Source organism: Pseudarthrobacter sp. LT1 (assembly GCF_035621795.1).
Taxonomy (GTDB): domain Bacteria; phylum Actinomycetota; class Actinomycetes; order Actinomycetales; family Micrococcaceae; genus Arthrobacter.
In genome coordinates this window covers 3,317,859-3,329,867 of record NZ_CP141830.1, presented here as the reverse complement: position 1 = coordinate 3,329,867, position 12,009 = coordinate 3,317,859, and the positions used below count along the sequence as shown (strand labels likewise).

General features: G+C 64.1%; 14 protein-coding genes. 9 read left to right on the top strand and 5 right to left on the bottom strand.

From position 1 onward, the window contains the following. Nucleotides 1-32 precede the first annotated feature (32 nt). From VIK36_RS15595 to VIK36_RS15585, 3 genes are all read right to left on the bottom strand, one after another. The gene (locus VIK36_RS15595; protein ID WP_324642633.1) at nt 33-1,382 is read right to left on the bottom strand and encodes an ABC transporter substrate-binding protein; all 1,350 of its coding nucleotides are present in this window, start codon (nt 1,380-1,382) and stop codon (nt 33-35) included. 76 nt (nt 1,383-1,458) lie between these two features. Further along, complete coding sequence (locus tag VIK36_RS15590) at nt 1,459-2,379, bottom strand: carbohydrate ABC transporter permease (RefSeq protein WP_159631371.1); 921 nt, start codon at nt 2,377-2,379, stop codon at nt 1,459-1,461. Continuing rightward, complete coding sequence (locus VIK36_RS15585; protein ID WP_324642632.1) at nt 2,376-3,335, bottom strand: sugar ABC transporter permease; 960 nt, start codon at nt 3,333-3,335, stop codon at nt 2,376-2,378. The genes VIK36_RS15590 and VIK36_RS15585 overlap by 4 nt, the downstream gene beginning before the upstream one ends. Nucleotides 3,336-3,550: 215 nt before the next feature. On the opposite strand from VIK36_RS15585, the gene VIK36_RS15580 reads away from it, so the two are divergent. From VIK36_RS15580 to VIK36_RS15545, 8 genes are all read left to right on the top strand, one after another. Beyond that, the gene (locus VIK36_RS15580) at nt 3,551-4,486 is read left to right on the top strand and encodes a P1 family peptidase (RefSeq protein WP_324642631.1); all 936 of its coding nucleotides are present in this window, start codon (nt 3,551-3,553) and stop codon (nt 4,484-4,486) included. Between the two features lie 171 nt (nt 4,487-4,657). Further along, nucleotides 4,658-4,879, top strand: a complete 222-nt coding sequence (gene infA, locus VIK36_RS15575) for a translation initiation factor IF-1 (RefSeq protein ID WP_009358723.1) — start codon at nt 4,658-4,660, stop codon at nt 4,877-4,879. A 71-nt stretch (nt 4,880-4,950) separates the two neighbouring features. After that, nucleotides 4,951-5,064 carry a 50S ribosomal protein L36 gene (gene rpmJ / locus VIK36_RS15570; protein WP_009358722.1) on the top strand — a complete coding sequence of 38 codons (114 nt, stop codon included), beginning with the start codon at nt 4,951-4,953 and terminating at the stop codon, nt 5,062-5,064. Between the two features lie 184 nt (nt 5,065-5,248). Continuing rightward, on the top strand, nt 5,249-5,623 hold the full coding sequence (gene rpsM, locus VIK36_RS15565; RefSeq protein ID WP_003803743.1) for a 30S ribosomal protein S13: 375 nt from the start codon (nt 5,249-5,251) through the stop codon (nt 5,621-5,623). Nucleotides 5,624-5,677: 54 nt separating this feature from the next. Further along, the gene (rpsK, locus tag VIK36_RS15560) at nt 5,678-6,079 is read left to right on the top strand and encodes a 30S ribosomal protein S11 (RefSeq protein ID WP_009358720.1); all 402 of its coding nucleotides are present in this window, start codon (nt 5,678-5,680) and stop codon (nt 6,077-6,079) included. Nucleotides 6,080-6,209: 130 nt separating this feature from the next. Further along, nucleotides 6,210-7,220 (top strand): DNA-directed RNA polymerase subunit alpha, encoded by a 1,011-nt coding sequence (locus VIK36_RS15555; RefSeq protein WP_013601812.1) that lies wholly within the window; start codon nt 6,210-6,212, stop codon nt 7,218-7,220. 68 nt (nt 7,221-7,288) lie between these two features. Then, nucleotides 7,289-7,858, top strand: a complete 570-nt coding sequence (gene rplQ / locus VIK36_RS15550) for a 50S ribosomal protein L17 (protein ID WP_255172835.1) — start codon at nt 7,289-7,291, stop codon at nt 7,856-7,858. A 32-nt stretch (nt 7,859-7,890) separates the two neighbouring features. After that, complete coding sequence (locus tag VIK36_RS15545) at nt 7,891-8,784, top strand: tRNA pseudouridine synthase A (protein WP_324642623.1); 894 nt, start codon at nt 7,891-7,893, stop codon at nt 8,782-8,784. Nucleotides 8,785-8,805: 21 nt separating this feature from the next. Here VIK36_RS15545 and VIK36_RS15540 read toward each other — a convergent pair whose 3' ends face one another. Then, on the bottom strand, nt 8,806-10,473 hold the full coding sequence (locus VIK36_RS15540; RefSeq protein ID WP_324642622.1) for a sensor histidine kinase: 1,668 nt from the start codon (nt 10,471-10,473) through the stop codon (nt 8,806-8,808). A 251-nt stretch (nt 10,474-10,724) separates the two neighbouring features. Between VIK36_RS15540 and VIK36_RS15535 the strand changes: the two genes are divergently transcribed. Then, on the top strand, nt 10,725-11,501 hold the full coding sequence (locus VIK36_RS15535) for a response regulator transcription factor (RefSeq protein ID WP_255172832.1): 777 nt from the start codon (nt 10,725-10,727) through the stop codon (nt 11,499-11,501). Nucleotides 11,502-11,504: 3 nt separating this feature from the next. On the opposite strand, the gene VIK36_RS15530 is transcribed toward VIK36_RS15535, so the two are convergent. Next, a complete protein-coding gene (locus VIK36_RS15530; protein WP_324642620.1) occupies nt 11,505-11,987 on the bottom strand; it encodes an Hpt domain-containing protein in 483 nt (160 codons plus the stop codon). Nucleotides 11,988-12,009 lie beyond the last annotated feature (22 nt).

Genomic DNA, 12,009 nt, shown 5'->3' with positions numbered 1-12,009 from the left:
GTCCCGCCAGGGCTTTTGCGCGTCGACAGTGGTTAGGACTTCAGCTTCGGCTTCACGTCCCGCTCGTAAATACCCTGCAGCGTGGCCTTCAGGTCCGTCATGGTGGACTTGACGTCGCCCTGCTGGGTGAGGATCTTCGCGGCGGCCTTCGCCATCTCCTGGTCAGCACCCGGCAGGAACACGCGGGCGTTGTCCTGGACCTTGGTCACCGCGAGCTGGTCCACTGCGGTCTGGATCTGCGGCGTCTTGGCCAGGACCGCCTTCATATCGGCCGACTTGCGGGTGGGCATGTAGCCGGTGGCGGCAGAGAACTCCGCGGTGCTCTCCGGCTGGGTGACGAAGTCCAGGAACATTCCGGCGGCCAGCTGTTCCTCCTTGGAAATGCCGCTGGGGATGCCCAAACCTGCACCGCCCGTGGGGCAGACGTTGGACGTCGCCCTAGGGCCGCCGGGCAGGAAACCAACACCCACGTTGAACTTGGCCGACTTCAGGATGCCCAGCAGCGAGCCCGTGGAGGCGATGGTGGCCGAGGTCAGGCCTGCGGAGAAATCGTCGGCCGCTTCCTTGGACGAGACACCCGCCCACTTGTCCTTGTAGATCGAGTCCTGGGCCCACTGCAGCGCCGCGACGGATTCGGCGGAGTCGCAGGTGATGTCCCATTCCTTGGACCAGCCACCGCCCCAGCCCCACAGCATGTTCTGCAGTGTCCAGCCCGCATAGCCGGCCAGTGCGGGATAGATGTAGGCGTACTGGGCACCCGAGCTTGCCTTCAGCTTGGGTGCCCACTCGCCGAATTCCTGCCAAGTCTTGGGAGCACGGTCGGGGATCCCGGCTGCCGCGAAGTGGTCTTTGTTGTAGTAGAACAACGGCGTTGACCGGCCGTAGGGCAGCGCCCACTGCTTGCCGTCGTACTTGTAGTCATTGACCAGTGACTGCTGGAAGTCGTCCATCTTCATGTTCAGCTGCTTGGTCAGGCTGTCCACCGGGATGATGCTGCCGTTGGTGTAGTACCGGAACCACCACACGTCCGACAGGACGACAACACCCGGGAGGCCGGACTTGGCCGCCTGCGCGGTCTGGAACTTCTGGGCGATCTCCTCGTAGTTGGCCCCGGCGGTCACCAGGTTGACGGCGATGCCCGGGTTCTTGGCCTGGAATTTCTCGATCAGGCTCTTTTCCACATCCTGCGACTGTCCGGGGTGGCTGGACCAGAAATCGATCTTGGCCGCCGGCTTCACGCCGCTGAAGTCGATATCGGCCGCCTGGGACGTGGCCTGTCCGCCGCCGCTGGTGGAAGGTCCGCCGCATGCGGCCAGGGCAGCGGCAGAAGCGGTGAGCCCTGCCAGGCCCAGGAAGTGCCTCCGGTCCAGATGAAGTGTCATGACATTTCCTTTCGGTTGTTGCCTGCGGAAGGGTGGGAGTACTGGGAGGTTGGGCAGTACGACGGCGGCCGGCGGCTTAGCCGGTCACACTGCCTTGGGTGAGGCCCGCCACGATGTAGCGCTGCAGGGCCGCGAAGATGATCAGGATGGGAACGATGACCAGGACTGCCCCGGCCATGAGGACACCCCAGCCGGCGGCGTTGCTTTCGTTGTTCTGCAGGAGGGTGAGACCCACCGGCAAGGTCATGGTTTCCGGCCGGTCCGTGATGATCAGGGGCCAGATGTAGTCGTTCCACTCGGTCACGATGGTCACGAGGGCCACCGTGGCGATGGAAGGCACGGAGACGGGGACCACGATCTGCCACAGCCGGCGCCAGTGGCCGGCACCGTCCATCTCGGCAGATTCGAGAATGGAGGCGGGCAGGGTACGGAAGTGCTGCCGCAGCAGGAACGTGCCGAAGGCGGTGCCAAGACCGGGCAGGATGATGCCCCACAGGGTGTTCTTCCCGCCGATCCCCGCAATCAGGATGAAGTTGGGCAGGATGGATACCTGCGGCGGCACCATGAGGGCCACCAGGATCAGCAGGAAAATGAAGTTCCGGAACGGGAAGCGGACAAAGACCAGGGCGTAGGCCGTCAGGATGGCCAGGAGCACCTTGATGGTGGCCCCTGACAGGGTGACGATGGTGCTGTTCAGGAAGAACTGCCCGAAGGGGACCGTGGTCATGGCGGTCCGGTAGTTCTCCAGGTTCAGGCTTTCCGGAAGGATCTTGAGGTCGGTGGTGACGATTTCGCCCGACTGCTTGAAGGAGCTGAGTACCATCCACAGCAGGGGAAGGAACACCACCAGCGTGGCGATCAGCAGCGGCAGGTAGCCGCCCACCACGGTCTGGACAAGGTTCCGGCGGGAGAACGGCCGGTCGCGGCGGAGGCCTGGATCCGGCGCGGCGATGGCCGGGGCGGCGGGGTCCGGGCTCACCGGTGATAGGGATGTCACGAGTAATGAACCTTTCGTTCCACGAACCGCAGCTGGAGCACGGTGATCACCAGGAGGATGGCAAACAGGACCACCGAAATGGCCGCTGAGTAGCCGGCCCTGTTGTAGGCCCCGAAGGCCTGGAGGTAGGCCTCGTAGATCAGGGTGCTGGTGCCGGTGCCCAGGGGTGTCATGATCCGGATGAGGTCGAAGGCCTGCAGCGAGCTGAGCATGGTGGTGATCAGGAGGAAGAATGTAGTGGGGGACAGCAGCGGCAGCGAGATGCTGACGAAGCGCCGGAACCCGTTGGCACCGTCGAGGGACGCCGCCTCCATGACCTCCTGCGGAAGCGACTGGAGCCCCGCAAGGTACACCACCGCGCAGTAGCCCAGGTTCTTCCACACGTAAACCAGGATCACCATGACCAGCGACAGCTGGGGATCGTTGATCCACTGCGGGCTCTGCTGCCCGATGCCCCGGAGCAGCCAGGCCAGGACTCCGTAGCCCGGATCAAAAATGAACAACCACACCAGGCCCACGCCGACGCCGGAGAGGACATAGGGGGCAAAGACGGCGGAGCGGGCGAACGTGGTGCCCCGGACCTTTGCGTTCAAGGCCAGCGCCACCAGCAGGCCCAGTATCATCGAACCGCCCACCGTCACCAGCGTGAACACTGCGGTGGTGCCCAGGACTTTCGGGGCATCGTTGCTGGTGAAGAAGGTGACGTAGTTCGTGAAGCCCACCACGGTGGCGGTGGGCGAACCGAGGGTCCAGTCCAGCGTGGAGTAGTACATGTTGCTGAACAGCGGGCGGTAGGTGAAGACGGCGATCAGCACCAGGTTGGGCAGCGCCATGGCAAGGAAAACAAAGAAGTCGCGGCGGGTCCTTGCGGTCCACCGCCGTCGTGGAACTTTTGCCGTACGCCCCGGAGGCCTCTTGGGTTTGGTGGCGGGGTGCTGGGCGAGTTGACGGGTCATGCGTGTCTCTCCCGTGTTGGGAGCCTGCTCGTGGCCGGCCCTGGCTTGATCTAGGGACTACTACACCAGACCGTCAGGGGGCTGAAACCCGCATATGCCCTTGTCAGGGGACTGTTATCCAAGGCTTCGTCGCCCGTTAACGCTGTGTTGATTGCAGTCTCGCACAAAGTTCGCCGCTGCGGCAGGGGCGCGCCAGCGGAGGGGACAATAGGGGCATGGGAACCATTACCGATGTCCCGGGCATACGCGTGGGCCAGGTCCAGAAGGACACCGACGGCTGGCTGACCGGCGTGACCGTTGTCCTGCCGCCGCCGGGCACTGTGGGTTCGGTGGATGTCCAGGGCGGTGGACCGGCCACGCACGAAACAGACGCCCTTGATCCCACGACCCTGGTCGGAACCGTGGACGCCCTTGTCCTCACGGGCGGCAGCGCCTACGGGCTGGCGTCAGCTGCGGGCGCCCAGCGCTGGTGCGAGGAAGACGGCCGCGGCTTTGCCGTTCCCGGGGGAGTGGTGCCCATCGTCCCCGCCGCCGCCATCTTCGACCTCGGCAGGGGCGGGAACTTCTCCGCACGGCCGACGCCGGACATGGGCTACGCGGCAACGGCCGCCGCGGCAGCACAAAAGGAAGGGCACGACGTCGGTCGGGGCAACGTAGGTGCCGGCACCGGGGCATTGATCGGCCGGGGGCAATATAAGGGCGGAATAGGCACAGCATCCATCACGCTGGACAGCGGTGTTGTGGTCGGGGCCATCGCAGTCGTGAATGCCCTTGGTCTTCCGTTCGAACCAGCAGTGCAGTTCTCCGTGAAGACCACTGATCCGCCGCCACTTAACACCACTCTTGTCGTGGTGGCTACGAATGCCGTTCTTGATGTGGCCGAATGTAAAAGGACTGCCTCTGCTTCCCATGCCGGTATTGCGCGGGCGCTGAACCCTAGCCATACCCTGGCCGACGGGGACACAGTCTTCTGCCTCGCAACCGGTGCTGTGGCACTTGACCGCTCCGACGACGCTGCCCGGCCGGTCAGTCTCATCACGCTCCAAAGCGCGGCAGCCGACGTCGTCCGTTTGGCCATCCTGGACGGTGTGGCCGCAGCTGGTGCGGTGAGCACTCCGGCCGGCGAATATGGTGCGTACCGCACTGCGTAGGCTACTATGGCCGATTTAACTTTTACCGGCCAACAGGGTAGTGTTGCTTGTTGGTTGTCTGGACTGCCACGCCCTTTTGGGCCTGGAGACGGCAATCGATCCAACAAAAACGTTCGTGGTCATGCCCGGTGCTATCCGGCGGGGCTGCGGCAACAACAGTTAGCGGAGGGTATGGCCAAGAAGGACGGGGTCATTGAGATCGAAGGCGTTGTGACCGAGGCGCTGCCTAACGCGATGTTTCGCGTTGAGCTCACCAACAAGCACATCGTTCTGGCACACATCTCTGGAAAGATGCGTCAGCACTACATCCGAATCCTCCCTGAGGACCGTGTAGTGGTGGAGCTGAGCCCGTACGACCTCACCCGTGGTCGTATCGTCTACCGCTACAAGTAAATTGCTGGGCGGCGGCAGTGCAAGCTGACTGCTGCTCCAGTTGACCAAACTGCTACACGCAAAGGAACGCCATGAAGGTCAAGCCGAGCGTCAAGCAGATCTGCGAAAAGTGCAAAGTGATCCGCCGTAATGGCCGGGTCATGGTGATCTGCGAGAACCCGCGCCACAAGCAGCGCCAGGGCTAATTTCCTTCCCTGAAGGAAATCCTGGGTTGCTAACCCACGCAAGTAAATAAAGGCAGCACAAGCTGATCTGGAACATTGAGCTCGAAAGAGTCCGGACAGCTAACCCCCGGTCGGAGGCTGGGGCCGCACGGAACGTGCGGGTGTACTGCCTACGACCTCCGGTTTATCAAGGAGTACTGCCACTATGGCTCGTCTCGCTGGCGTAGACATTCCCCGCGAAAAGCGGCTGGAAATTGCGCTTACTTACATCTACGGCGTGGGCAAGACCCGTGCACACGAAACCCTGGCCGCCACTGGCATCAGCGCTGACGTCCGCGTCAAGGACCTGACTGACGCCCAGCTGGTTGAGCTGCGTGACTACATTGAAGGCAACTACAAGGTTGAGGGTGACCTTCGCCGCGAAGTAGCAGCAGATATCCGCCGCAAGGTTGAAATCGGCAGCTACGAAGGCCTGCGCCACCGCAAGGGCCTGCCCGTACGCGGTCAGCGTACGAAGACCAACGCACGTACCCGCAAGGGCCCGAAGCGTACCGTCGCCGGCAAGAAGAAGGCCCGTTAATATCCCCGCTCGGGATTTACGGACTTTCCCCAATAACTTTCTGTAGGAGAAAAAATGCCCCCGAAGACTCGTGGCGCGGTTCGCAAGCCGCGTAAGAAGGACAAGAAAAATATCGCGCTTGGCCAGGCGCACATCAAGAGCACCTTTAACAACACCATCGTTTCCATCACGGATCCGACCGGCGCTGTTATTTCCTGGGCTTCCTCCGGTGAGGTTGGCTTCAAGGGCTCGCGCAAGTCCACCCCGTTCGCTGCGCAGATGGCTGCCGAAGCCGCTGCCAAGCGTGCGCAGGAGCACGGCATGCGCAAGGTAGACGTTTTCGTCAAGGGACCGGGTTCCGGACGCGAAACCGCCATCCGTTCGCTGCAGGCTGCAGGCCTCGAGGTTGGCTCCATCCAGGACGTCACCCCCGCAGCGCACAACGGCTGCCGCCCGCCGAAGCGCCGCCGCGTCTAATTCTTTTCCGCAGCAGGAGCTTGCCCGGACCAGCGATGGTCCGGGCAAGCCCAGCGCGTTAAGTCTTCAGACCGAATTTCCACCACCTGTGTTGCGTCATATAGCGGATGCTCGCCGAAAGGAAACCTAAGTGCTCATTGCACAGCGCCCCACCCTCTCCGAAGAGGTAGTCTCCGAAAACCGTTCGCGTTTCATCATTGAACCGCTGGAACCGGGCTTCGGCTACACCCTCGGAAACTCCCTCCGCCGTACCCTGCTCTCCTCCATCCCCGGTGCTGCCGTAACCAGCATCCGGATCGATGGTGTGCTGCACGAGTTCACCACGGTTCCGGGTGTCAAGGAAGATGTCACCGAGATCATCCTTAACATCAAGAGCCTGTCGGTTTCCTCCGAGCACGACGAGCCCGTCGTGGCTTACCTGCGCAAGCAGGGCCCCGGAGTCGTCACCGCCGCGGACATCGCTCCGCCGGCCGGCGTCGAATTCCACAACCCGGATCTGCACATTGCCACGCTGAACTCGAAGGGCAAGTTCGAACTCGAACTGACCATCGAGCGCGGCCGCGGCTACGTTTCGGCAGCTCAGAACAAGTCCGGCGATGCAGAGATCGGCCGTATCCCGGTTGACTCCATCTACTCGCCGGTGCTGAAGGTTACTTTCCGCGTGGAAGCAACCCGTGTTGAGCAGCGCACCGACTTCGACAAGCTGATTGTCGACGTCGAGACCAAGCAGGCCATCGCCCCGCGCGACGCCGTTGCTTCCGCAGGCACCACCCTGGTGGAACTGTTCGGTCTGGCCCGTGAGCTGAACACCGCAGCTGAAGGTATCGAGATCGGCCCGTCGCCCACCGACGCTGCCCTGGCAGCCGACATGGCACTTCCGATCGAGGATCTGGACCTCACCGTCCGTTCCTACAACTGCCTCAAGCGTGAGGGCATCCACACCGTGGGTGAACTCGTTGCCCGCTCCGAGGCTGACCTGATGGACATCCGCAACTTCGGTGCCAAGTCCATTGACGAGGTCAAGGCAAAGCTGGTTGAACTGGGCCTGTCCCTCAAGGACTCGCCTCCCGGTTTTGACCTCGCAGCACGCGCCGCAGCAATCGAAGAGGACGACGCCGCCTTCGGCGACGACGAACTCTAAACCAGACCTTGGCCGGCGGGCAGCACCATGGTGTGCCGCCCACGGCTTCCACATGAGGAGAAACAATTATGCCTACCCCCACTAAGGGTCCGCGCCTCGGCGGCGGCCCGGCTCACGAGCGTCTGATGCTCGCGAACCTGGCCTCATCCCTGTTCGAGCACAAGCGGATCACCACCACGGTCACCAAGGCCAAGCGCCTGAAGCCGTACGCAGAGCGCCTGGTGACCTTCGCCAAGCGTGGCGACCTGGCTTCCCGCCGCCGCGTCCTCGGCCTGATCAGCAACAAGGGCGTCGTCCACGAGCTGTTCACCGACATTGCGCAGGCTGTGGAGAACCGCGACGGCGGCTACACCCGCATCACCAAGATCGGCAACCGCAAGGGCGACAACGCTCCCATGGCTGTCATCGAACTGGTCCTCGAGCCGGTTTCCGCCAAGCAGGCCGTCGTAGCCGAGGCTACCCAGGCTGCTGCCAAGGCTGCTCCGGCTGCCGAGGAAGCTCCCGCTGAAGAGGCTCCGGCCGCTGAGGAAGCTGCTGCAACCGAAGAGGCACCCGCCGCTGAAGAAGCTGCAACCGAAGAGGCTCCGGCCGCTGAGGCTGCTGAAGCTCCGGCTGCCGAGGAGAAGGACGCGAAGTAATTCGCTGATTCTCTTCGCATAGACTTAGGTCTGTGAACCACCAAAAACCCGCGGCCCCCGTTCCAGGGGGCGGCGGGTTTTTGCGTATCCGGCTTGATCTTTCGTACGACGGCGGCCCGTTCAGCGGGTGGGCGCTGCAGCCGGGGCTGCGGACCGTCCAGGGCGTCCTGGAGGAGGCCCTGCACTTGCTGGTCCGGCGCCAGGTACGGGTCACCGTCGCGGGGCGCACCGACGCCGGCGTGCACGCCCGCGGCCAGGTGGTCCACCTGGACCTCACCGAAGACGAGTGGCTGGGGCTGCCGCGCGGGCACGAACTGGATCCCGCCGTCGCCATGATGCGCAGGCTCCGCGGTGCCCTGAACCGCGCCCTCGGCGACCTGCACGGGGCGGTGGAAGTCCATGACATCTCGCCGGCACCCGCCGGCTTTGACGCACGCTTCTCGGCGCTGTGGCGGCGGTACAGCTACCGGATCGCGGACGGGCCCGCCCTCTGGGATCCGCTGGAGCGGTACTTCACCCTGTGGCACAAGAACCCGCTGGACGTGGACCTGCTCAACGAGGGCGCCTCCCGGCTGCTGGGCCTGCAGAACTTCCTGTCCTTCTGCAAGCCGCGCGAAGGGGCCACCACCATCCGGGAGCTGCAGCGCTTTGAGTTCCGGCGCGGCGAGGACGGCGTCATCGTGGCAACCGTCCAGGCCGACGCGTTCTGCCACAACATGGTGCGCGCGCTGATCGGGTCCGCCCTGTATGTGGGGGAGGGCGTGGAGGAACCCGGCTGGCTGTACGAACGGCTGCTGCTGCAGAAGCGGGATGCCAAGTCTGTCCTTGCAGCCCCGCATCCCCTGGTGCTGGAGGAAGTGGCATACCCTTCCGACAGCGAGCTGCTGACCCGCGCCGAACAAACCAGGGCCGTCCGCGAGCACTGACCCCGGCCGCACCCTGATCTCCTAGAACGCCGGAGGCGGGCCCTCCGCGGGGAGCGTCACCGTAAAAGTGCTGCCCTGGCCCTCGCCGCTCTCGCACATGATGCTGCCGCCGTGCCGCTCTACGATCATCCGCGTGATGGACAGGCCGAGCCCCGCCCCGGGGATGGCCGCCTGTTGGGCGGCTTCCGTCCGGAAGAAGCGGTTGAAAACCTTTGCCGCATCTTCGTGCGACATGCCCATCCCGGTGTCCGTGACGCTCAGCCGCACCCACTGCCTGTCCGCGGTGGCGCTGATGCTGATCCTGCCGCCGCCGGGGGAGTACTTGATGGCGTTGGACACCAGGTTGTCCAGGACCTGCCCGATCCTGAGCGGGTCGGCGTAGGCCCAGAGGGGCGAGGGGACATCGGCGGCGATCTCCACGTGGGACCGCTGTGCCGAGGCGAGAGCCGAACTCAGGCTGGTCTCCACCAGGCTGGCCAGGTCGGTCCGTTTGGGGTGGACATTCAAAGTGGTGGTAGCGGAGGCCGTCAGGTCGGCCACCAGATCCATCAGCCGCTCCGCGTTCCGCTGGACCACCAGGAGCCGCTGTGCCAGGGGCGGCGGCAGCAGGTCCGCTTCATCCAGGACCAGGTCCACGTTGCCAATGATCGAGTTCAGCGGGTTCTTGAACTCGTGCGAGACGTTGGAGATCAGTTCCTGGTTCGCGGCCACGGACTCCACCCAGCCGGTCACGTCGGTGTAGACCACCACCGCCCCGGTGAGCCGGCCATCCTCGCTGACAAGCGGACGTGCTGCCGTGGAGACGGCGCGCTGCTCCGGCCCTTCACCGGCCCAGACCAGGTAGTCGGCGAAGGATTCCCCGGCCATGGCCCGGTTGATGGGCCTGCGGTCCTGTGGAAGCAAGGTGCGACGGTCCTGGCCGAAGATGAGCTGGTGCCCCTGGCCGGGGACGGCCTCGTCAGCGCCTGTGGCGCGGCGGAAGTTGCGCTGGCGGCTGTTGGACACCAGGAAGTGGCCGGAACGGTCGACGGCGGCAATACCGACGTCGGTGGCGTCCAGGACGGTTTCGAGCAGCTTTTCCCGTTCCCGGCTTGCCGCCAGCAGGTCCCGGAGTTCGCGGTCCTTCTCCGCCAGTTCACGCTGCTGGAGCCGCAGGTTGACGCTCGCGAAGCGGATGGCCAGCGAAACAGCAAGCATCATCACGGGGAAGAGGACCACCGTGGTGAGATCCGATGCGTTGACGGAGGGCAGGTGGCCTACGGCTGAGGGGGCCATGATGAAGAACGGTCCCAGGAAGCTGAGCACCAGGCTGCTCCGTGCCAGCATTCCGGACGCGGAGAGCCAGATGACCGGAAAGACCACCAGGACGGCCAGGCCCGGCAGGAGGGGTGCCGCGCCATTGCGCAGGAAGGCGATCGCCACAAAGTCCAGCACCGGGATCAGCAGGTACGGCCTGTGCGGCAACCGCTCCCAGGGCAACAGGAAGCAGGCAAGGAACAGGATGCCGTGGAGGGCCAGGCCTGCGCCGTATAACGGACTGTGCAGGAGGGAGGGCCACGCGAACGGGGTGATCACCGCAAGGACCAGCACTACGAGGGTCAGGGGGAGCTGGCACAACGCCACCTGGGCGCGGGGCCCCAGCCGGCGGAAGATCCGGCCAGGCCCCCGGTGGAACAATGGCTCAGCCATGTTTCTGACTCGTACCCTTTCGCAACTGGAATTCAGGCCCCGCCCGGGTCTTTGATTGCTTTCCTTACCCCGGTACTTACCCTTTCCCATCCATAGTGCACACGTCTTGTCATAATAATTGACTTTTCAATTTTTGCGACGAATACGGGTGTGATCAGCAGGGCTTACTAGTAGCGTATAAATGGTTGGAGCGGGAATGGCATTGGCGCTGGGCCAATGGGGGGCCATCTCCGCCTGGCGCAGGGATAGCAATGGACGATCTTGGTGTAGCTGTAGTAATCGAAGATGATGCGGATGTACGCAACCTCCTTGAAGGCGTACTGACCCAGGCGGGCTTCGAAGTGCATACAGCTGTAGATGGGCGGGCCGGGGTTGAGGTGGTCCGCAGCAAGCAGGCCAACGTTGTAACGCTCGATATCGGCCTGCCGGATATTGACGGTTTCGAGGTTTTACGGCGAATCCGGAATTTCAGTAATGCCTATGTGGTGATGCTGACGGGACGGACGGAGGAACCGGACCTGCTCTCTGCACTGAACACAGGCGCGGACGATTACATCGCCAAGCCCTTCAGGCCAAGGGAACTCCGGGCGCGGGTCGCGGCAATGATGCGCAGGCCCCGGCATGAGATAACCGGGGAGGCGCCGGCCAGCTTGGGACAGGCACCCGTTCCTGCCATGCACGGTGACTCCAGCGTATTGCGGCACAACGGCCTCCTGCTGAACCACCGGACACGCACCGTGGAGGTCAAGGGCGAGCCGCTGGGACTGACCCGCAGTGAATTCGACCTGCTGCATGTGCTGCTGAAAGGCGGCGGGGCCGTGTGCACCAGGGCTGACCTGGTGAGGGCGGTGCGGGGCGATTTCTATGACCGGGACACGTACATCAGCGAGGCTGACGAACGGGCGGTGGAGGTCCACGTGGGAAACCTGCGGCGCAAGCTCAAGGAGGACCAGCTGTCACCGCGCTGGCTGCAGACGGTCCGTGGGGTGGGGTACCGGTTGGCTCCCCGCCGCCCCGATGACGCCTAAGGGTCAGCCCTTTCCCAGGATGTAGGTCGACTGCAGCTCGGACACCGTCCGCGCCCCGTCCTGGGCCACGCCGGCCATCATGGCCTGGCCTTGGACAAAGTCGCCCTTCCGGATCAGGCCTTCGAGGAGTTCCGCCAGCCTGGCCAACCGGAGTCCGCCCACCATGGCGGAGCTGATCTTCAGGCTGATGACGGCATCCAGTGCAGAGGCCTCGTCCTGGCTCTCCACGGCTGTTCCCAGCCGGGCCAGGCGCAGGTCCCACATGGCGGCGTAGTCACGGGCAAAGCGTTGGGCCAGCCCTGATCCGGCCAGTTCGTCCTCAAGCTCCTCCAGCACCGCTGCATCAATGAGCGGCAAGAGCGCAGCCGCTTCCAGTGAAGGGAACGCACCTGCGGCCGGCCCGGGGGCTGCAGGCGACGAGACCCCGGCCGGCGGGGAGTCCACAGCGGGGCTCTTTCCGCTGGAACCGGGATCCTGACTCTGCATTGTTCAAGGCTACTTCCTGGAA

What these genes read in the sequence shown, in the direction of transcription:
- VIK36_RS15530 (WP_324642620.1), bottom strand. Translation starts at nt 11,987, where the DNA reads ATGCAGAGTCAGGATCCCGGTTCCAGCGGAAAGAGCCCCGCTGTGGAC.
- VIK36_RS15535 (WP_255172832.1), top strand. Translation starts at nt 10,725, where the DNA reads ATGGACGATCTTGGTGTAGCTGTAGTAATCGAAGATGATGCGGATGTA.
- infA (WP_009358723.1), top strand. Translation starts at nt 4,658, where the DNA reads ATGGCCAAGAAGGACGGGGTCATTGAGATCGAAGGCGTTGTGACCGAG.
- VIK36_RS15595 (WP_324642633.1), bottom strand. Translation starts at nt 1,382, where the DNA reads ATGACACTTCATCTGGACCGGAGGCACTTCCTGGGCCTGGCAGGGCTC.
- VIK36_RS15585 (WP_324642632.1), bottom strand. Translation starts at nt 3,335, where the DNA reads ATGACCCGTCAACTCGCCCAGCACCCCGCCACCAAACCCAAGAGGCCT.
- VIK36_RS15580 (WP_324642631.1), top strand. Translation starts at nt 3,551, where the DNA reads ATGGGAACCATTACCGATGTCCCGGGCATACGCGTGGGCCAGGTCCAG.
- rplQ (WP_255172835.1), top strand. Translation starts at nt 7,289, where the DNA reads ATGCCTACCCCCACTAAGGGTCCGCGCCTCGGCGGCGGCCCGGCTCAC.
- rpsK (WP_009358720.1), top strand. Translation starts at nt 5,678, where the DNA reads ATGCCCCCGAAGACTCGTGGCGCGGTTCGCAAGCCGCGTAAGAAGGAC.
- VIK36_RS15540 (WP_324642622.1), bottom strand. Translation starts at nt 10,473, where the DNA reads ATGGCTGAGCCATTGTTCCACCGGGGGCCTGGCCGGATCTTCCGCCGG.
- rpmJ (WP_009358722.1), top strand. Translation starts at nt 4,951, where the DNA reads ATGAAGGTCAAGCCGAGCGTCAAGCAGATCTGCGAAAAGTGCAAAGTG.
- rpsM (WP_003803743.1), top strand. Translation starts at nt 5,249, where the DNA reads ATGGCTCGTCTCGCTGGCGTAGACATTCCCCGCGAAAAGCGGCTGGAA.